Origin of the sequence: Pseudomonas parafulva (genome assembly GCF_000800255.1) — a bacterium.
GTDB classification, from domain to species: Bacteria; Pseudomonadota; Gammaproteobacteria; order Pseudomonadales; family Pseudomonadaceae; genus Aquipseudomonas; species Aquipseudomonas boreofloridensis.
In genome coordinates, this window is record NZ_CP009747.1 from 355,315 (window position 1) to 372,944 (window position 17,630).

At 64.7% G+C, this 17,630-nt stretch carries 15 protein-coding genes; 6 read left to right on the forward strand and 9 right to left on the reverse strand.

Annotated elements, in window-relative coordinates; all coding sequences use genetic code 11:
- Positions 1–32: 32 nt before the first annotated feature.
- Together arcA and arcD (NJ69_RS01560) are read right to left on the reverse strand one after the other, a co-directional pair.
- Positions 33–1,286, reverse strand: a complete 1,254-nt coding sequence (gene arcA, locus NJ69_RS01555) for an arginine deiminase (RefSeq protein ID WP_039575671.1) — start codon at positions 1,284–1,286, stop codon at positions 33–35.
- 26 nt (positions 1,287–1,312) lie between these two features.
- Positions 1,313–2,740, reverse strand: coding sequence for an arginine-ornithine antiporter (gene arcD / locus NJ69_RS01560; protein WP_039575674.1), 1,428 nt, complete (start codon positions 2,738–2,740; stop codon positions 1,313–1,315).
- A gap of 446 nt (positions 2,741–3,186) precedes the next feature.
- On the opposite strand from arcD (NJ69_RS01560), the gene arcD (NJ69_RS01565) reads away from it, so the two are divergent.
- On the forward strand, positions 3,187–4,614 hold the full coding sequence (gene arcD, locus NJ69_RS01565; protein ID WP_039575677.1) for an arginine-ornithine antiporter: 1,428 nt from the start codon (positions 3,187–3,189) through the stop codon (positions 4,612–4,614).
- 18 nt (positions 4,615–4,632) lie between these two features.
- On the opposite strand, the gene NJ69_RS01570 is transcribed toward arcD (NJ69_RS01565), so the two are convergent.
- From NJ69_RS01570 to NJ69_RS01595, 6 genes are all read right to left on the reverse strand, one after another.
- Positions 4,633–5,982 carry a CoA transferase gene (locus tag NJ69_RS01570; RefSeq protein WP_039575680.1) on the reverse strand — a complete coding sequence of 450 codons (1,350 nt, stop codon included), beginning with the start codon at positions 5,980–5,982 and terminating at the stop codon, positions 4,633–4,635.
- A 55-nt stretch (positions 5,983–6,037) separates the two neighbouring features.
- Positions 6,038–6,454 (reverse strand): YbaN family protein, encoded by a 417-nt coding sequence (locus NJ69_RS01575; RefSeq protein ID WP_037027852.1) that lies wholly within the window; start codon positions 6,452–6,454, stop codon positions 6,038–6,040.
- A gap of 52 nt (positions 6,455–6,506) precedes the next feature.
- Entirely contained in the window at positions 6,507–7,112 is a 606-nt protein-coding gene (locus tag NJ69_RS01580; protein ID WP_039575684.1) for a biliverdin-producing heme oxygenase, read from the reverse strand.
- 159 nt (positions 7,113–7,271) lie between these two features.
- Positions 7,272–9,860 (reverse strand): TonB-dependent receptor, encoded by a 2,589-nt coding sequence (locus NJ69_RS01585; RefSeq protein ID WP_039575687.1) that lies wholly within the window; start codon positions 9,858–9,860, stop codon positions 7,272–7,274.
- Positions 9,861–10,006: 146 nt separating this feature from the next.
- A complete protein-coding gene (locus tag NJ69_RS01590; protein WP_029613377.1) occupies positions 10,007–10,966 on the reverse strand; it encodes a FecR family protein in 960 nt (319 codons plus the stop codon).
- 62 nt (positions 10,967–11,028) lie between these two features.
- Positions 11,029–11,541, reverse strand: a complete 513-nt coding sequence (locus NJ69_RS01595; RefSeq protein WP_029613376.1) for an RNA polymerase sigma factor — start codon at positions 11,539–11,541, stop codon at positions 11,029–11,031.
- A gap of 360 nt (positions 11,542–11,901) precedes the next feature.
- Here NJ69_RS01595 and NJ69_RS22575 point away from each other — a divergent pair, with 360 nt between their 5' ends.
- Both NJ69_RS22575 and NJ69_RS22580 read left to right on the forward strand, forming a co-directional pair.
- On the forward strand, positions 11,902–12,183 hold the full coding sequence (locus tag NJ69_RS22575; RefSeq protein ID WP_029613375.1) for a PAAR domain-containing protein: 282 nt from the start codon (positions 11,902–11,904) through the stop codon (positions 12,181–12,183).
- A 163-nt stretch (positions 12,184–12,346) separates the two neighbouring features.
- On the forward strand, positions 12,347–12,724 hold the full coding sequence (locus tag NJ69_RS22580) for a hypothetical protein (RefSeq protein ID WP_052191967.1): 378 nt from the start codon (positions 12,347–12,349) through the stop codon (positions 12,722–12,724).
- On the opposite strand, the gene gap is transcribed toward NJ69_RS22580, so the two are convergent.
- Complete coding sequence (gene gap, locus NJ69_RS01610; RefSeq protein ID WP_039575689.1) at positions 12,711–13,712, reverse strand: type I glyceraldehyde-3-phosphate dehydrogenase; 1,002 nt, start codon at positions 13,710–13,712, stop codon at positions 12,711–12,713. The genes NJ69_RS22580 and gap overlap by 14 nt on opposite strands.
- 266 nt (positions 13,713–13,978) lie before the next feature.
- Between gap and edd the strand changes: the two genes are divergently transcribed.
- The 3 genes from edd (at position 13,979) to NJ69_RS01625 (ending at position 17,616) form a co-directional block, all read left to right on the forward strand.
- A complete protein-coding gene (gene edd, locus NJ69_RS01615; RefSeq protein WP_039575691.1) occupies positions 13,979–15,805 on the forward strand; it encodes a phosphogluconate dehydratase in 1,827 nt (608 codons plus the stop codon).
- Positions 15,802–16,758: a glucokinase gene (locus NJ69_RS01620; protein WP_039575693.1), complete on the forward strand. Its 957-nt coding sequence runs from the start codon at positions 15,802–15,804 to the stop codon at positions 16,756–16,758. Before edd ends, NJ69_RS01620 begins: the two co-directional genes overlap by 4 nt.
- A gap of 84 nt (positions 16,759–16,842) precedes the next feature.
- Positions 16,843–17,616 (forward strand): response regulator, encoded by a 774-nt coding sequence (locus tag NJ69_RS01625; RefSeq protein WP_430736661.1) that lies wholly within the window; start codon positions 16,843–16,845, stop codon positions 17,614–17,616.
- Positions 17,617–17,630: the final 14 nt, after the last annotated feature.

Here is a 17,630-nt window from a genome sequence, read left to right on the forward strand (position 1 = left end):
CGGTAGGCTCGTGTAGCTGGGAATGACGGCTCTCAGTAGTCGATCGGATCGCGCACGATCGGGCAGGTCATGCAGTGGCCGCCGCCGCGACCCCGGCCCAGTTCGCCGGCGCTGATGGTGATCACTTCCACGCCGGCCTTGCGCAGCAAGGTGTTGGTGTAGGTGTTGCGGTCGTAGCCGATGACCACGCCGGGCTCCAGGGCCACCACGTTGTTGCCGTCGTCCCACTGCTCGCGCTCGGCGGCGAAGCTGTTGCCACCGGTTTCCACGACTCGCAGCTTCACCCCCAGGTGTTCGCCGACCACGTCGATGAACGATTTATGTTCCCGGCGTACGTCCATGCCGTAGGGCTTGCTCTCGTCGGGGCGAATGATGAACGGCACGATTTCGCTGACCACCTCCGGGAAGACCGTGACCAGGTCGCGGTCGCAGAAGCTGAACACCGTGTCCAGGTGCATCGCTGCGCGCGACTTGGGCAGGCCGGCGACAATGACTTTTTCCACCGCGCCCTTGGCGAACAAGCTCTGCGCCAACTGGCCGATGGCCTGGCGCGAAGTGCGCTCGCCCATGCCGATCAGCACGACGCCGTTGCCGATCGGCATCACGTCGCCGCCTTCGAGGGTGGACTGGCCATGCTCCTTGTCAGGGTCGCCGTACCAGACCTGGAAGTCGGCCTGGGTGAACTGTGGGTGGAAGCGGTAGATGGCCGTGGCCAGCAGGGTCTCCTGGCGGCGCGCCGGCCAGTACATGGGGTTGAGCGTGACGCCGCCGTAGATCCAGCAGGTGGTGTCGCGGGTGAACTGAGTGTTGGGCAGCGGCGGCAGGATGAAGCTGGAATGGCCCAGGTAGTCGTTGTACATCTTCACCACTGCCGCGCCTTCGCTCTGCGGCAGGTCCTGGCCGGCCACGCCGCCGATCAGAAATTCGGCCAGGTGGCGCGGCTCCAGGCCTTCCAGCCAACTGCGCACTTCGTTGGTGAGGCCGACGCCGACGGTGTCCGGCGAAATCTTGCGGTCGAGGATCCAGGCCAGCGCCGCCTTGTCCTGCACGATGTCGGTCAGCAGGTTGTGCATCTCCAGCACCTCGACGCCGCGCTCGCGCATCTTGGTGACGAAGTCGAAATGGTCGCGCTTGGCCTGGTCGACCCAGATCACATCGTCGAACAGCAGTTCGTCGCAGTTGCTTGGGGTCAGACGCTTGTGCGCCAGCCCCGGTGCACAGACCATCACTTTGCGCAGTTTGCCGGCTTCTGAATGGACGCCGTATTTCGCTTTGTCCGCGGACATGAGGTGTTCCTCCAGCAAGAGGTGATTCACAGGGTCAGAAAGCCGTCGTACAGGCCGTAGGCTGCCAGCAGGGCGCCCAGGACCACGGCGGCGAAGATCAGTTTTTCCAGGCGGCTGAAAATGGGTTGGCCCACTTCGTGCCGGGCCTTGGCGAACAGGATCGCGCCCGGTGCGTAGAGCAATGCCGACAGCAGCAGGTACTTCACGCCGCCGGCGTACAGCAGCCAGATGGCGTAGAGCAGGGCGATGGTGCCGATGGCCAGGTCCTTGCGTCGTTCGGCCAGGGCCTGCGCGTAGGTTTCCCCGCGCACCGCCAGCAGCACCGCATAGGCCGCCGACCACAGGTAGGGCACCAGGATCATCGAGGTGGCGAGGTAGATCAGCGACAGGTAGGTGCTGTTGGAAAACAGGGTGATGACCAGGAAGATCTGCACCATGGCGTTGGTCAGCCACAGGGCATTGGCCGGCACATGGTTGGCGTTCTCACGGCGCAGGAACGCCGGCATGGTGTGGTCCTTGGCGGCCGCGAACATGATTTCCGCGCACAGCAGCACCCACGACAGCAGCGCTCCCAGCAGCGAAATGATCAGGCCGACGCTGATCAACAGCGCCCCCCAGTGACCGACGACGTGTTCGAGCACGGCGGCCATCGATGGGTTTTGCAACCTGGCCAGTTCCGGCTGGGTCATCACGCCCATCGACAGCACGTTCACCAGCACCAGGAACAGCAACACGGTGACGAAGCCGATGACCGTGGCCTTGCCCACGTCGGCGCGTTTTTGCGCCCGTGAGGAAAAGATGCTCGCGCCTTCGATGCCGATGAACACCCATACCGTCACCAGCATCATGTTGCGCACCTGGCTCATCACCCCGCCCAAGTCGGGGGAGCCCTGTCCCCAGATGTCGGCGGTGAACACGTCGAGCTTGAAGGCGAACAGACAGATCAAGGCGAACAGCAGCAACGGCACCACCTTGGCCACCGTGGTGACCAGGTTGATGAACGCCGCCTCCTTGATGCCGCGCAGCACCAGAAAGTGCACGCCCCACAACAACAGCGAGGCGCCGACGATGGCCGCTGGCGTGTTGCCCTGGCCGAAGATCGGGAAGAAATAGCCCAGGGTGCTGAACAGCAGGACGAAATAGCCGACATTGCCCAGCCAGGCGCTGATCCAGTAGCCCCAGGCCGAAGAGAAGCCCATGTAGTTGCCGAACCCGGCCTTGGCGTAGGCGTAGACGCCGCCGTCCAGGTCGGGCTTGCGGTTGGCCAGGGTCTGGAACACGAAGGCGAGGCTGAGCATGCCCACGGCGGTGATTGCCCAGCCGATCAGTACCGCGCCGACCCCGGCGCTGGCGGCCATGTTCTGCGGCAGCGAGAAGATACCGCCGCCGATCATCGAACCCACCACGAGGGCAACTAATGCACCAAGTTTGAGTTTTCCGGGAGCATCAGACATTTAACGACTCCACGTCAGGAGGAAGTTGCTGAAAGAATAAATCCGACGCATTCGACATTCGCTGATTTGGATCAGTCGTTGAGGATTCGTCGTCAGAAACTTCCCGTTCGCTAGTTCGAAATTGAAGACGAAAGCGATCCATTCCTCTGCATGAAGGCCATGTGCCACAAGGCTTTGAGGTCGGTCGCCAGAAAAACACAGCGTTTGCCGAACGAACTTTCAACCTAGTCGTTTCCTAGGGCTTCGCCAATTTTCCTCGTCTTCAAAGGCGATAAGTGCTCAGGATGTGAAACGTTTGGCACTCGGCCCCTGTATAAGCGCTCACCGATAGACAGATCCGTTATGAGTCATTTAGATTTAATGGTTTTAGTTGATATGACTGTCATGAAATCTCACGCTTCAATTCGATCGTTCAACTGCCGTGCGCCCGGTGAGGGTGCTCCTTGATGGGCGAGCAAGGACACAAACTAGGCTTGGGCGCGCTCGTCGCCTTGGTCGTGGGGTCGATGATCGGCGGGGGGATCTTCTCGCTGCCGCAGAACATGGCTGCCCGTGCCGAAGTGGGCGCGGTGCTGATCGGTTGGTCGATCACCGCCGTGGGCATGCTGGCGCTGGCGTTCGTGTTCCAGACCCTGGCCAATCGCAAGCCGACGCTCGACTCGGGCGTGTATGCCTACGCCAAGGCCGGGTTCGGCGACTACCTGGGCTTCTGCTCGGCTTGGGGGTACTGGATCAGTGCCTGGATGGGCAATGTCGGCTATTTCGTCCTGCTGTTCAGCACGCTGGGGTTCTACGTTCCGTTGTTCGGCGAGGGCAATACGCCCCTGGCCATTGGCTGTGCCTCACTGTTGCTCTGGAGCGTGCACCTCTTGGTGCTGCGCGGCATCAAGGAGGCGGCGTTCATCAACCTGGTCACGACCGTGGCGAAGGTCTTGCCGCTGCTGATCTTCATCGTCATCGCCGCTTGCGCTTTTCGCGCCGATGTCTTCACCCGCGATGTCTGGGGCCTGGATACGCCGCAGTTGGGCAGCGTGCTGGAGCAGGTGCGCAGCATGATGCTGGTGACGGTGTTCGTGTTCATCGGCATCGAGGGCGCCAGCGTCTATTCCGGGCGCGCGCGGCGTCGCTCGGATGTCGGCAGGGCGACGTTGATTGGTTTTCTCGGCGTGTTGGCGCTGTTGGTGCTGGTCAATGTGCTGTCGCTGGGCGTGATGAGTCGTGGCCAGTTGGCAGGATTGCCGAACCCATCGTTGGCTTCGGTACTGGAACACCTGGTAGGGCCCTGGGGCGCCCTACTGATCAGCGTCGGCCTGGCGGTGTCGCTGCTCGGCGCCTTGCTGTCGTGGGCGTTGCTCTGTGCCGAGATCCTGTTCGCCACGGCCCGTGACGGCACGATGCCGCGTTTTCTCGCCAAGGAGAACGCCAACCAGGTGCCGGCCAATGCGCTGTGGCTGACCAATGGCATGATCCAGGGTTTCCTGTTGATCACGCTGTTTTCTGCCGGCACCTACACCAGCCTGATCTACCTCGCCTCGTCGATGATCCTGATGCCGTACTTCTGGTCGGCCGCCTATGCCGTGAAGTTGGCCTGGTGCGGCGAGGGTTATGCCGGGCAGTCGGCCGCGCGGCGCAAGGACCTGATGATTAGTCTGCTGGCCTTGGTGTATGCGCTGTGGTTGCTGTACGCCGGTGGCGCCAAGTACCTGCTGCTCTCGGCGCTGCTGTATGCCCCTGGGGCAATCCTGTTCGCACGGGCTCGCCGAGAGCAGGGCCGGGCGCTGTTCAGCCGATGGGAGATGCTGATCTTCGCCGTGGTGCTGCTGGGCGCCGGGGTGGCGGCCTGGGCGCTTTCCGTGGGGCTGCTGAGTCTTTAGCGTCCCGCCCTGTGACGGTCACCAGGCCGGGCGGGCCGAACCCAGCTCGCTGGCGCCCAGTGCCCACTCCAACTGCGCGCAGCCCACTCTTAACGGGCCCTTGAGCCGCTGCGCCACGCCCCAGGGCGTGTGCTCCAAGTGGGGATCGAGATCGTCGGCACTTTCTTCGGCCAGCGGCAGGTCATCGCCGACCGTACCGTGCTCGACCAGCAAGGCGGCGGTGCGTGCCAACGACAGGCGCGCGCGGCAACCGGCGCCGCTGTGCAGGCGCTGTTGCAGGCCCCGAATAGCTTCGGCGGCCATCAGGTAACCGGTGGCGTGGTCGAGCGCCTGCACTGGCAGCGGTATGGGTTTTTCCGCCTGCTGCCAGCGCATGCCTTCACGGGCGATACCGCTGCTCATCTGCACCAGGCTGTCGAAACCCCGGCGATCCTGCCACGGCCCGCTCCAGCCGTAGGCATTGAGGCTGACGTCGATCAGGCCGGGGTTGAGCTGGCGCCGATACCGCGCGCCGAAGCCCAGACGCTCCAGAGCATCGGCGCGATAGCCGTGCAGCAGGACGTCGGCGTCGGCAAGCAGGGCAGCGAACGTCTCGCGGTCTGCGGGGGCGTGCAAGTCCAGACGCGCGCAGCGCTTGCCGAGGGTGACCTCAGCGACCAGCGAGGGCTCTTCCCAGGCTGGCGGGTCGATACGCAGGACCTGGGCGCCGAAGCCGGCCAGCAGGCGGCTGGCCGTGGGGCCGGCGATGATGCGGGTCAGGTCGAGTACCTTGAGCCCTGCCAACGGACGCGTCGGTGTGCCCTGCCAGGTCAGGGTCGGGCCGGCTTCGAAGCCTTCGCGCAGCACCAGCGGCTCCTGGTTGACGGCCAGGCCCTGGGGATGCGCGCACCACTGCGCCCAACTGCGCATCTGCGCCGCGCAGCCGCCGGCCTGGACCACGGCGCTTTCCAGCGCTTCGGCATCCCAGCGCGCGACCTCGGCGGCGACGGCCTGGCGTTCGGCGGGGGTACCTAGCACAGCCAGTGCCGCCTGACGGTGATGGACGGCGTTGGTGTGCAGGCGAATCCAGCCGTCACGGGTGGGGTAGTCGCCCGCGATGGCGTCCCACAACGGCGGTGTCTGCCAGCCGTGGGGACGCAGGCTGGTGGCGAACCAGAACGAAGCCAGGCGCCGATCGACGCTGACCAACGGGCATTGGTCGGTCTGTTGTTGCAGCAGCCTGGCCAGGGCCAGACCAGCGGCTGCCACACTGGCGGCGGCCAAGTCGGTGACGGCGAAGGTCGAGGGCAGCGCGCCGATGCCGTGCCAACGCAGGGCGCTGCTGTCCAGGTCGAGTGCTTGGGCGATGGTGTCGAGCATCTGATGCATGCAGGATCCTCCGTGCTGGGGGTCATTGCAGTACATCCGGCGCGTCGATGCAATGTCAGCGTTGCAGTTCGGCGGGAAGTGGCGCAGTGGGATGCTCTGGACGCGACCAGATCCACAGGTTGCCCAGGGTCATGCCGGCGATGGCCAGGAACACCGGCCAGCGGTGCTCGAGCACGATCAGCATCAGGCTGGCGCACAACAGCATGCTCAGGGTGGCGCTGATCTTGGCGCGGCGCTGGATGACCTTGCCATTGCGCCAGTTCCACAGGATCGGTCCGAACAGCCGATGGTTGTCCAGCCACGCTGCCAAGCGGGGCGAGCTGCGGGTCGCGGCCCAGGCGGCGAGGAGGATGAACTCGGTGGTGGGCAGGCCGGGTATCACGATGGCGACCAGGCCTATCCCGAGGCTGACATAGGCCAGAAGCGCATACAGCAGGCGTGACACTCGGGAGCGGGCAAGTCGGGTCGTCATGGTCTCACTGCAAGGCGATACGGCCACCGGGAGGGTGGCCGGCAAAGGCATTTCAAGCCAGCGCGGCATCGGTGGCATAGGCGTGCCTGAGCAGCTCGGTAAAGCGCTCGAAGGCTGCCACGGCGGCGCGCTCGGCGGCGACGTCCTGTTCTGGCGACAACTGCAAGCCGTCCAGCGTGCGGATGAACTGTTTCCAGCCCTCGGCCCGGCCACCTTCGGGCTCGCCCAGATGGCGGGCACCGAAGCTGTCGGACAGGCCCAACGCCTGCGCGCGCTTGATCAGGAACGCGGCGCCCAGTTTGGAGCCTTCGGAGACGAAGATCCAGCCCAGCGCCTGGCCCAGCGTCGGCGCGGTCACGGCGCCGGGAACGGCTGACGGTACAGCGGTGTTCAGGTCTGCCAGATCCAGCCGTGCCTGTTCGGCCCGGCAGCGGGCGGCGAGGTCCGGGAAGAGCGAGATCAGCGCCGGGTCGTTGTACAGCGCCTGCAGTTCGGACTGGAACAGGTACTGGGCGACGACGAAGCGGGCGAAGCTGTCGCGGCTGTCGAACGGCGCATGCGACTTGACCAAGGCATCGAGCTCGGTGTGCGGGGCGTGGGTCACCTGGTTCAGGCGCTGCGAGCGCAGGGCAGGGCGCTCGGAAGGGGCTTGGGTCATGGAGGCATCCTTGGGAAATGGGGCAGTCTAGGTAAAAGACGAAAGAGAAGACGCAGGGCAGTAAAAAAACCTCACCTGCGGTCAGGACGTATTCGCATTGAGGGTCGAAGGAGCGGGTGAGCCACTGCGCGCGCAGGGCTCACGGTAAACAGCCCCGAATCAGATATCCCACACCACATTGATGGCGAAGTTGCGACCGGGCATCGTCAGGCGGTCGAGGTTGGCCGGCTGGGTCACGGCCGCTTCGCCCAGGCCGTCGTAGCCGCGCACGTCATCCCACTGCCAGTATTTCTTGTCGGTGAGGTTGTACAGGCCTGCGTTGACGGTCACGTCGTCGGTGACCTTGTAGAAGCCGGTCAAGTCGAGCACGCCGTATCCTGGGGTGCGGAACTGCGAGCTGGTACCGTCCGGGGCGAAGAAGGTGCTGTCGTCGACCCGGGTCTTGCGCTTGACCAGCGTCCAGCTCAGCAGGCCACCGTACTGCGGCTGCTCGTAGCCCAGGCCCAGTACGGCGGTGAGCGGGTTGACGCTGTTCAGCGGCTGGCCGTTGTCGTCATTGCGGCCATGGGCATAGGCCAGCGAACCCTGGGTATAGAGGCCCTGGCTGGCGCCGAAGCTGTCCAGGTTCAGACGGCCCTTGAGTTCGGCACCCTTGATGGTGGCGTGACGAATGTTGTTGGCCTGGAAGGTCGAGCCGAGGTTGGCCGACTGCACAGCGTCTTCGTTGATGAAGTCGCGGTACTTGTTGTAGAACACCGCGACATCGAACTGGCCGGCCTCGAACTGGCCGCGCAGGCCCGTCTCGTAGCTCTTGCTCTTTTCCGGTTCCAGGTTCGGGTTGGGCTCGACCCGATAGCCCAGTGTCGGGTTGTCGAAGCGGCCATACATGGCCTTGGCGGTCGGTGTGCGGAAGCCCTCGGCGTACTGGCCGTACCAGGTGTAGTGATCGTCGAAGGCATAGGTGATGCCGAGCTTGGGCGAGACCCGATGCCACTTTTTGTCGCTGTCGTCGATACCGGCGGCCGCTGCGCCGTTGCCCTGGATGCCGCGCAGGAATTCGTCGGTCATTTTCGGCGACAGGCGGGTGTAGTCGTAGCGGGCGCCGGGCAGGAAGGTCCAGTCGTTCCAGCGGATCTCATCCTGGGCGAACAGGCTGTAGGTGTCGACGGTGGGGTCGGGGAAGTCACTGACCCGTGCCTGACCGTCGTTCGTGCTGACCTGGCCGATGGCGCGGCAGGTGCCGCCGACATTCAGGCAGACGCCGCTGCCGCTGCGTGAGCCGGTGACTTTCTCATGCTTGAAGGTGGTGCCGTAGGTCAGCAGGTGCTCGGTCTCACCGAGGCTGAAGGCCTTGTCCAATTGCGCGTCGAGCACCCACTGGCGATCCTTGTAGGTGGTCTGGCGATCGCGCGCCACTTGGCGCCCGGACGCGAAATACAGCTCGTCGGTGCGCTGGTCGGTCTTGGCGATCTGGTAGTTCAGGCTCCACTTGACGTGATCTGCCAGCAGGCTGTCGAGGCCGAATTCATGGTTGATGCCCACGCGTTCGCGGGTGACGGTATCGTTGCCTTGGCGCAGGCGGTAGCTGTTCATGGCGCCGAAGCCTGGGATGAACGGCCCACCCACGGCGCTGCGGATGTTCTGATCGCGGTCGTCCTTGTAGTGCTCGTAGGTCAGGCCCAGGCGCGCGTCGTCGGCGTAGTTCCAACCCAGCTTGGCCAGCACGTTGGTGGTGCGCACGTCTTCGGGGTTGGCCTCGGTCCGGGCCAGGCCCGTACCGCCGTGGCTGCCGTAGGACTCGGTCTCGTGGCCGTTGCGCTGACTCAGGTGCAGCAAGCCGTCGACGTCGCCCTGGCGGCCGGCGACGGTGGCGGAGGTCAGCCAGCTCTCGTCGGCCGAGCTGTAGCCCGTCTTCAGGCGCGCGCCGATGTCTTTGCCGGGCTTGATGATGTCGTCCGCGTCCAGGGTGTAGTAGCTCACCGCGCCGCCGATGGCATTGCTGCCGTAGAGCACCGAGGCCGGGCCACGCAGGATTTCCACGCGCTTGACGATTTCAGGGTCGACGTAGTTGCGCTGGGTCTGGGCGTAGGGGCCGTAGAAGAAGCTGTCGGGGATCGACACACCATCGATCTGGGTGAGGATGCGCTCGCCGTCGATGCCGCGGATGTTGAAGCCGTTCAGGCCGCTGCGTTGGCCGGTGCCGCCCACTGATACGCCGGGCTCGTAGCGCACCAGTTGCTTGATGTCGCCGACGTTCTGCCGGTCCAGTTGTTCGCGGGTGTGTACGCTGACGCTGCTGGGCACCTGGCTGGCATCCTGGGCGCTACGGGTGGCGCTGACGGTCATCTGCTGCAAGGCGATCACCGTGCCGGCGCGCTGACGTTCGAGCACCACGTTGCCGGGGCCGAGGATGCGAAAGTCCAGACCGGTATTGGCGAGCAACTGGCGCAACGCGGCCTCAGGCGACAGCGCGCCTTGGGCGCCGGGGGAGGCCACATCCTGGGCCAGTTCGGCGGAAAAGCCGACCTGCCAGCCGGTGGTCTGGCTGAAGGCATTGATGGCTGAGACCAGTGGCTGCTGGGCGATGGCGAAGCGATATTCGCCGCTACGCGGGCTGCTGACCTGGGCGGGCTCGGCGGCCAGCGCAGGCAGGCAGCCGACGCCACTGGCGATCAAGGCCAAGGTCAATAGGGACAATTGCCCCCGGCGTTGGGGGGAGGAATGAAGGCGGGTTGGACCTGAGGACATCGAAAGCGCTCCCTGTCGCGCGAACCGTTATGAGTGAGTGCAGTTCTCGTTTTTGAACAAGAATCAGTTGCATTGGCTATAACGAGACGTGCCAGGATCGCGATTGCGTAAAAAATAGTGGGATGGACTGCGCGGGAGTGCGGCGATCAGTTGAGAATCACCACGTTCGGGTACTCATGCACTTGCGCCGAAGTGATGTGCGCCAGGGCCCGTAGCGCCTCCAGTGGCTGGTCCAGGCGGTAGTTGCCAGTCACCGCTACGGTTTCCAGGCGCGGGTTGCGATTGATGATCCAGCCGGGATAGTAGCGGCGCAATTCGTCGAGCACCTGGCTCATGGGGCAATTCTCGAAGACCAGACGACCCTCGACCCAGGCCAGGTCCTTCTGCGGATCGACCCGCTGGCGCTGGCCGAAACCTTCGGGGCCGACCGCGATGCTGTCGCCGGCACGCAGACGAATGCGCTGGTCGCTGGCGGCCTGCAGGTCGACATCACCGCGCTGTACCCGCACCTGCGCCTGGCCGTCGAGGTAGCGCACGGCGAAGTGGGTATCGCGTGCCTGCGCACGCAGCGGGCCAGCCTGGACCTCCAGCGCCGGCTGGTCGCCGCCAGGCACTTCGAAGTAGGCCTCGCCTTGCAGCAGGCGTGCGACTTGCTGGCCGTCGCGCGCGTGACTGGCGAATGCCGAATCGGTGTTCAGCAGCACGTGGGCGCCACCGTCCAGTTGCAAGCGCTGGCGTTCGCCGACTTGGGTCAGGTGGTCGGCTTGCAGGCGCACCGGCAGATTGCCGAAGGTGAACAGCCCCACCAACAGCAACGCAGCCGTGGCCAGCGGTTTCCAGTGGCGACGTAGGCGACCGCGCAGGGACGCGCGACGGCGCTGGTGCAGATCGCCGGCGAGTCGGCGCACCTGCGCGCCGTTCCATAGCGCTTCGGCCTCCACGTAGGCGTGGGCGTTATGGTCGTTGGCGCTCAGCCAGGCCTGGAAGTGTTCGGTGTCTTCGGCGCTAGGGCATTGCAGACGGATCAGCCAGTCCTGGGCCTCGTCCAGGGCACGGGCGCGGGCGTCTGGCGCGGCGAGCGATGGGCGAGAGGCGGAGTCGGTCACGGCATGTCCTTGGGCGATGGCTGCTGCAGATGATCGGTGCTGGCGCCAGGGCTGGCAAGCGCTCAGGCGAGGCGCTCGGCCACGCTCACGCAGATCGCCATGATCAGTTTCAGTTCCTTCTGCACCGTGCTGGCCGAGACCTGCAATTGCTCGGCGATTTCCTGGTAGCTGGCGCCCTGCAAGCGGCTGAGGATGAAGATGCGTTGTTGCCGCTCGCTGAGCTGGCCGAGGCTCAGGCTCAGACGCTCCAGCAGTTGTTCGGCGTGCAGGGCATCTTCGCGGCTGCTCAGCGGCGCGGCGACATTGTGCAGGACCTGCTCGCAGACGTCGTCCACCAGCGTGCGCGCCTGGACGCGACGTGCGCGCAGGTGGTCGAGCGCCAGGTTGCGCGCGGTCTGGAAGACGAAAGGTTCGAGGTGTTCCACGGGGCGCTCGCCCAATGCGCGAGTGACCCGCAGGTAGGTTTCCTGCACCAGGTCTTCAGCCGTGCTCGGGTTGCCGACCATGCGCTGGAGCGTGCGCAACAGGCTCAGGCGCTGGTTGAGAAACAGGGCAGTGAAGCGGGACTGACTCACGGGGAAACCTGACCGAATGGGATTTTTGATGATGCGTATCATTCGCGCTAAAGGTCAAGCTGGGAAATGTCATGGCGCCATCCCCTTCAGAGCAAAGGGCAATTTCAACGCGATAAATCTGCGGTGATAATCAGCTATTGGGTTTCTAATTGTTTCTATAAGTAGGGATTTTCTGGTTTCTCGATCAAGCGTTGTCTTGCCGGAAGGAGGTGCCTAGGTTTGTGGCTCCCACCTCAGGCAATGACGATCAGGAGACACCATGGCCCATCAGGCGGCTCGGAGCATTTCGCTTATTCGCTTAGCCGAATTTGCGGCACTCATCAAGCGTTTTGGATCGAGCGCTGAGCGAGGAGGGCTGTCATGACTGGCAAGCCTGCCGCCCGCAAGGGCGACGCGATCAAGTGCCCGGTGCATGGCGACAGCACGCTTCTTTCCGGTTCCCCCAACGTCTTGATCAACGGTCGTCCGGCCGCTCGCGAAGGCGATGAATGCGCTTGTGGCGACACCCTGAGCACTGGCTTTTCCACCTCCGTGTTCATCAATGGCAAACCGGCTGCGTTACAGGACAGTGAGGGTGGCCATGGTGGCGTGGTGATTGGCGGATCCGGGAACGTCAATATCGGCGGGGGCACTTCCAGCTGATAGATCAGATGAGGGGTAAGCCCATTGCCGGGCGCAAGGTCAGGCTGTGGTCGGACGATGGGTGGAACCTGGTCGGCACCACGGATGCAGAAGGTCGTACGGTTCCGCGCGTTCACAGCCGCCCCGAGACGCTCTACATCGCTCTGCTGCGAGACGACGAGGCATGAGCGACAGGCCCCGTCTCGACCAGGGCGGTACGGCGGTGGGCGAGCGCGTCAATCCTGTTCGCCTGCAAGCGCCTCAGCTCGATCAGAACGACAAGACCGTACTGTGTTCGGCGGTCTGTCATTGCTCGGCGGCGCCCGCCATCAGCCGTGACGGTCGCAACCTCAAGCAAGTGTGCGTGGCGCAGCACCTGCGGGCGCTGGACGATGTGCTGCAACAGCGCAGCCCCTACAAGCCCGAGGTCAGTTACGACATGACCAAGCAGCCACCGCAGCCGATTCTCGACATGGCGCAGCAAGCTGCTCGACCGCGAGCCGCCTCTGGACGCGTCGAACAGCCTGACCGCCAGCCCGTGATGCGGCTCAGCGCGCGTTGAACAGTGCCAGGCAGTTGTCGAGCATGCGGTTGGAGAAGCCCCATTCGTTGTCGTACCAGGCCAGCACCTTGAGCATGCGCCCGTTGGCGCGAGTGTGGTTGGCGTCGAAGATCGACGACAGCGGGTTGTGGTTGAAGTCGCACGACACCAGCGGCAGGTTGTTGTAACCCAGCACCCGCGAATGGCGACTGGCCTCCAGGAACAGCGCGTTGACGTCGTCGGCCGAGACCTCGCGCTTGAGGTTGACGGTCAGGTCCACCAGCGACACGTTGATCACTGGCACCCGCACGGCCATGCCGGTGAGCTTGCCAGCCAGCTCCGGCAGCACCAGGCCCACGGCCTCGGCGGCGCCGGTCTTGCTCGGAATCATCGATTGGGTGGCCGAGCGCGCGCGGTACGGATCGCTGTGGTAGACGTCGGTGAGTACCTGATCGTTGGTGTAGGCGTGGATAGTGGTCATCAAGCCCTGTTCGATGCCGAACTCGCGCTGCAGCACCTGGGCGATCGGCGCCAGGCAGTTGGTGGTGCACGACGCGTTGGAGATGATCTGGTGCGAGGCGCGCAGCACGTCGTGGTTGACGCCATACACCACGGTGGCATCCACGCCCTTGGCCGGTGCCGAGATGATGACCTTGCCGGCGCCGGCGCTCAGGTGCGCAGCGGCTTTTTCGCGTTCGGTGAACAGCCCCGTGCATTCGAACACGACGTCGATGGCTTCGGCTTTCCAGGGCAGTTCGGCAGGGTTGCGGATGGCGCTCACGCTGATGCGGTCGCCGTTGACCGTGATGCTTTCGTGGTCGGCCTCGACACTGACGTCGAAGGTGCCGTGAACGCTGTCGTACTTGAGCAGGTGGGCGTTCATGGCGCTGTCGCCCAAGTCGTTGATGGCGACGACCTGCAGGTCCTGACGGTAGCCTTGGGTATAGAGTGCGCGAAGGACGTTGCGTCCGATGCGGCCGAATCCGTTGATCGCGATGCGAAGGGTCATGGCATTACCTCTGGCAGTTCGGGTGAAGCTTGTGGCACAAAGACGCGACAGCCTCACTGAAACGGTTTTGTTATAGGAATTACAAGATTATTCACTCCATGATAGAAAACAAGCATTTTTAGTGGCAATATTTTTGTAAATCTACAACGAGTGATCGAGCCGGGCGTCCCGGCGAGCCTTTCGCCCCTGCCTTGAGCCTAGGTGGCAATGGCCGCCAGCGCCGAGATCGGTTCAGATCGCCCTTACCCTAGCCTGGAGTTCAGTACATGCATCCGCGCATCCTCGAGGTCACCGCCCGGCTGACCGAACGCAGCCGTGCCACCCGTGAACGCTACCTTCAGCTCATTCGCGGCGCGGCCAGCGAAGGACCGATGCGCGCCAGCCTGCAATGCGCCAACTTCGCCCACGGCGTGGCCGGCTGCGGCAGCCAGGACAAGCAGAGTCTGAAGATGATGAACGCGGCCAACGTCGCCATCGTCTCGGCCTACAACGACATGCTCTCGGCGCACCAGCCCTACCAGCACTTTCCCGAACAGATCAAACAGGCCCTGCGCGAGATCGGCTCGGTCGGTCAGTTCGCCGGTGGCGTGCCGGCCATGTGCGACGGCGTTACCCAGGGCGAGCCAGGCATGGAGCTGGCGATCGCCAGCCGCGAAGTGATCGCCATGTCCACGGCCATCGCCCTTTCCCACAACATGTTCGATGCCGCGCTGATGCTCGGCATCTGCGACAAGATCGTGCCTGGGCTGATGATGGGCGCGCTGCGCTTCGGTCATCTGCCGACCGTCTTCGTGCCAGGCGGGCCGATGCCCTCGGGCATCTCCAACAAGGAAAAGGCCGACGTGCGCCAGCGCTACGCCGAAGGCAAGGCAAGCCGCGAAGAACTGCTGGAATCGGAGATGAAGTCCTACCACAGTCCCGGCACTTGCACCTTCTACGGCACCGCCAACACCAACCAACTGGTCATGGAGGTGATGGGCCTGCACCTGCCGGGCGCCTCGTTCGTGAACCCCTACACGCCGCTGCGCGATGCCCTCACCGCCGAGGCGGCGCAGCAGGTCACGCGCATGACCAAGGCCAGCGGCAACTTCATGCCCTTGGGCGAAATCGTCGACGAGAAGGCGCTGGTCAATTCCATCGTCGCGCTGCATGCCACCGGGGGGTCGACCAACCATACGCTGCACATTCCAGCCATCGCCCAGGCCGCGGGTATCCAGCTCACCTGGCAGGACATGGCCGACCTGTCCGAGGTGGTGCCGACCCTGTCGCACGTGTACCCCAACGGCAAGGCCGACATCAACCACTTCCAGGCGGCCGGCGGCATGAGCTTGCTGATCCGCGAGCTGCTCGATGCCGGGCTGCTGCACGAGGACGTCAATACCGTGGCCGGACATGGTCTGCGTCGCTACACCCAGGAGCCGTTCCTGGAGGACGGCAAGCTGGTCTGGCGCGAGGGTCCGTTGCAGAGTCTGGACGAAAGCATCCTGCGCCCGGTGGCACGGCCGTTCTCGGCCGAGGGCGGGCTGCGGGTCATGGAGGGCAACCTTGGTCGTGGCGTGATGAAAGTCTCCGCCGTTGCCCCGGAGCACCAGGTGGTCGAAGCCCCCGCGCGCATTTTCCACGATCAGCAGTCGCTGGCCGATGCCTTCAAGGCCGGCGAACTGGAGCGTGATTTCGTCGCCGTGGTGCGCTTCCAGGGCCCGCGCTGCAACGGCATGCCCGAGCTGCACAAGCTCACGCCGTTCCTCGGGGTGCTGCAGGACCGTGGCTACAAGGTCGCGCTGGTCACCGACGGGCGCATGTCCGGCGCCTCGGGCAAGATCCCGGCAGCGATCCACGTGTGCCCGGAAGCCTTTGATGGCGGCCCGCTGGCAAAGGTGCGCGACGGTGATATCGTGCGCGTCGACGGTGTCGAAGGTACGCTGCAACTGATGGTGTCGGCCGAAGAACTGGCCGGGCGCGATCAGCCTGAAGCACCCCAGGGCAATGACCTGGGCTGCGGCCGCGAGCTGTTCGGCTTCATGCGCATGGCATTCAGCCCGGCAGAGCAGGGCGCCAGCGCCTTTACCTCGGCTTTGGAGCGATTCAAATGAAGGCCTTGCTGGTCGGCGACATTGGTGGAACCAACGCACGCTTTGCCCTGTGGCGCGACAACGACCTGCACGCCGTGCAGGTGTTGGCCACGGCGGATTATTCCAGCCCCGAGCAGGCCATCGAGGCCTATCTGCACGAGCAGGGCATCGCCCGTGGCGGCGTGTCGGATGTCTGCCTGTCGGTGGCCGGGCCGGTGGACGGCGACGACTTTCGCTTCACCAACAACCATTGGCGGCTGAACCGCACGGCGTTCTGCAACACCCTGCAGGTCCAGCGCCTGCTGCTGCTCAACGACTTTTCCGCCATGGCCCTGGGCATGACCCGGCTCAAGCCGGGCGAGTTCGTCGAGGTGTGTCCGGGCCAGGCCGATCAGGCGCGTCCGGCGCTCATCATCGGACCGGGCACTGGCCTGGGGGTGGGCACCTTGCTCAACCTGAACAAGCATTGGATGGCGTTGCCAGGCGAGGGCGGCCACGTCGACCTGCCGGTGGGCAACGCCCGTGAGGCTGCGATCCACCAGCACATCCAGGGTCAGATCGGTCACGTCAGTGCCGAAACCGTGCTCAGCGGTGGCGGACTGGTGCGCCTGTACCAGGCGATCTGCGCGCTGGACGGCGCCGCGGCGCAGCACAAGACCCCGGCGCAGATCACCGAGGCGGCGCTCGGCGGCGAGCCGCGTGCGCTGGCGGTGATCGAGCAGTTTTCGCGCTTCCTCGGCCGGGTGGCGGGCAACAATGTGCTGACCCTGGGCGCGCGGGGCGGCGTGTACATCGTCGGCGGCGTGATCCCGCGCTTCGTCGAGCTGTTCCTGCGCAGCGGCTTCGCCACCAGTTTCGCCGACAAAGGCTGCATGAGCGGCTACTTCCCCGGCGTACCGGTGTGGCTGGTGACAGCCGAGTTCTCGGGGCTTCTCGGCGCCGGCGTCGCGTTGCAGCAGGTGCTCGCCCACTGATGCCGTGAACCCCATCGCGCGGGGCGGTCCTTGGCGGCGCAACACCGCACGGACTTGCCCCGCGCCCGCCTCAGCGCTTATACAATGCCTCCAGCAGGCACCAAGACCTGCCCCCACCAAAGGGATTCCATTGTGAGCACTGCCGGTAAGACCATCCTCATGGTCGACGACGACCAGGATATTCGCGAGCTGTTGCAAACCTACCTCAGCCGCTGCGGCTTGCAGGTGCAGGCCGAACCCGACGGACAGGGTTTTCGCCGCGCCCTGGAGGCCGGGAACTACGACCTGCTGATCCTCGACGTAATGCTGCCCGACGAAGACGGCTTCAGCCTGTGCCGCTGGGTGCGTCAGCATCCACGCCAGTCGCGGGTGCCGATCATCATGCTGACCGCCAGTTCCGATGAGGCCGACCGCATCATCGGCCTGGAGCTCGGCGCCGACGACTACCTGGGCAAGCCGTTCAGCCCGCGCGAGCTGCAAGCGCGGATCAAAGCCCTGCTGCGCCGCTGCGACTTCACCACGGCGAGCCCCGCCAGCGCAGTGCTGGCCTTCGACGACTGGCGCCTGGACACGGTCAGCCACCGGCTGTTCCACCGCGACGGCGAGGAGGTGATTCTCTCCGGTGCCGACTTCGCCCTGCTCAAGCTGTTTCTCGATCATCCCCAGCAGATCCTCGACCGCGACACCATCGGCAATGCCACCCGTGGCCGTGAACCGATGCCGTTGGACCGCATCGTCGACATGGCGGTGAGTCGCCTGCGCCAACGGCTGCGCGACACCGACAAACCGCCACGGCTGATCCGCACCGTACGCGGCAGTGGCTACCTGCTCGCGGCGAATGTCTGCTGTGCCGGCTGAACAGGGCGTCGAGC

What these genes read in the sequence shown, in the direction of transcription:
- arcA (WP_039575671.1), bottom strand. Translation starts at nt 1,286, where the DNA reads ATGTCCGCGGACAAAGCGAAATACGGCGTCCATTCAGAAGCCGGCAAA.
- arcD (WP_039575674.1), bottom strand. Translation starts at nt 2,740, where the DNA reads ATGTCTGATGCTCCCGGAAAACTCAAACTTGGTGCATTAGTTGCCCTC.
- arcD (WP_039575677.1), top strand. Translation starts at nt 3,187, where the DNA reads ATGGGCGAGCAAGGACACAAACTAGGCTTGGGCGCGCTCGTCGCCTTG.
- NJ69_RS01570 (WP_039575680.1), bottom strand. Translation starts at nt 5,982, where the DNA reads ATGCATCAGATGCTCGACACCATCGCCCAAGCACTCGACCTGGACAGC.
- NJ69_RS01575 (WP_037027852.1), bottom strand. Translation starts at nt 6,454, where the DNA reads ATGACGACCCGACTTGCCCGCTCCCGAGTGTCACGCCTGCTGTATGCG.
- NJ69_RS01580 (WP_039575684.1), bottom strand. Translation starts at nt 7,112, where the DNA reads ATGACCCAAGCCCCTTCCGAGCGCCCTGCCCTGCGCTCGCAGCGCCTG.
- NJ69_RS01585 (WP_039575687.1), bottom strand. Translation starts at nt 9,860, where the DNA reads ATGTCCTCAGGTCCAACCCGCCTTCATTCCTCCCCCCAACGCCGGGGG.
- NJ69_RS22575 (WP_029613375.1), top strand. Translation starts at nt 11,902, where the DNA reads ATGACTGGCAAGCCTGCCGCCCGCAAGGGCGACGCGATCAAGTGCCCG.
- NJ69_RS22580 (WP_052191967.1), top strand. Translation starts at nt 12,347, where the DNA reads ATGAGCGACAGGCCCCGTCTCGACCAGGGCGGTACGGCGGTGGGCGAG.
- gap (WP_039575689.1), bottom strand. Translation starts at nt 13,712, where the DNA reads ATGACCCTTCGCATCGCGATCAACGGATTCGGCCGCATCGGACGCAAC.
- edd (WP_039575691.1), top strand. Translation starts at nt 13,979, where the DNA reads ATGCATCCGCGCATCCTCGAGGTCACCGCCCGGCTGACCGAACGCAGC.
- NJ69_RS01620 (WP_039575693.1), top strand. Translation starts at nt 15,802, where the DNA reads ATGAAGGCCTTGCTGGTCGGCGACATTGGTGGAACCAACGCACGCTTT.
- NJ69_RS01625 (WP_430736661.1), top strand. Translation starts at nt 16,843, where the DNA reads ATGCCTCCAGCAGGCACCAAGACCTGCCCCCACCAAAGGGATTCCATT.